The sequence below is a fragment of the Streptomyces sp. NPDC101166 genome, from assembly GCF_044768125.1.
Classification (GTDB): domain Bacteria; phylum Actinomycetota; class Actinomycetes; order Streptomycetales; family Streptomycetaceae; genus Streptomyces.
The window spans coordinates 1-1,091 of record NZ_JBIWPF010000306.1 but is presented as its reverse complement, the minus strand read 5'-3'; the positions used below and the strand labels follow the sequence as shown (position 1 = coordinate 1,091).

Annotated in this window: 1 protein-coding gene; it reads right to left on the bottom strand. The window is 62.6% G+C overall.

Features of this window, described 5'->3' with window-relative positions; genetic code table 11:
* Nucleotides 1–416, bottom strand: a 416-nt coding sequence (locus ACIRS4_RS38655) for an FAD-dependent oxidoreductase (protein WP_404205018.1), incomplete at its 3' end; no start/stop codon positions are given.
* Nucleotides 417–1,091 lie beyond the last annotated feature (675 nt).

The window sequence follows — 1,091 nt, the reverse complement described above, 5'->3', positions numbered from 1 at the left end:
CTATTGGCCCCGTCGGCCGCGACCACCAGATCGAACTCCGCCGTGCTGGAATCAGTTTCCACAACACCGCTTTCGTGCACTGCCCGCACCGCTACGCCCGTGTGAATGCACTCGCTGGGCAGGGCATCCACCAGGAGAGCGATGAGATCTGATCGCGCGAGCAGAACCATTCCCGGATAGCCCATCGCGTCACTCAACCGAAAGCTCATCAGCGTGCGACCAGCCGCAGTCTGTATTTGCGCGGTCCGATCAGGTACCTGATGCTCACGGATCCGCTCCCCGAGTCCGAGGGCGTCGAGGGCAGCGATGCCGTTGACGGGCAACACGATCCCGGCCCCCGCCCGGCCGAATTCCGGCGCCTGCTCGAACACCGTGACGTGCCACCCGGCCTGCCGCAACGCGATGGCAGTCGCCAACCCGCCGACCCCGCCCCCGACGATTCCTGCGCGCCTCGTAGGTCCGTTCATCATCCCTCCCAATCCAGATCATCGTGCGGTGAATGCGTAGTCCATCGACGGGAGTGCCCGGCTCGCCACCAAGCCTCTGATTCAGTCGACGGCCGAAGTGGCGGAGTGTTTGCCGAGCTGGTCCAAGTAGGGCTGCTCGCCGTTGCACAGTTGGTGATCGCCGCCGGCAACCAGTCAACCGACGACGAGCACGTCCGAATCCCCGCCCCGACAACCCCTTTGATCCCCGTCCCGATACTTAACGCCGAACTGTATCGATAACAAGTTCCACTGTCTAGCGTTTCGTCGCTTCCGAAAGTTGTGTACAGCTGGAAGATTCGGGACAGTAGCTGCTTGCGCGATTGTGGAACGCGTTCTATCTTGAGGAAGCTGTTCGGGTGGGTTCAGGTGGTCCGGCCGGGTGTCGCAACACGACTTCGGGGGATTGACCGTCGCCCGGCGAGGACACCCGCGCTGACTTTTCGGGTTGTGCTCGCCGATTCGGCCGGAGCTTCGGGGGTGGGAAATCAGGTATGAGAGTCGTCTGCTGACCGTGCGGCAGCAAATTTTGGGTTAACAAGCGAGGCGCCGGATCGTAGCAGCGACCGACGCCGTCATGACCGTTTGTGGGTTATCGCAGCCCAG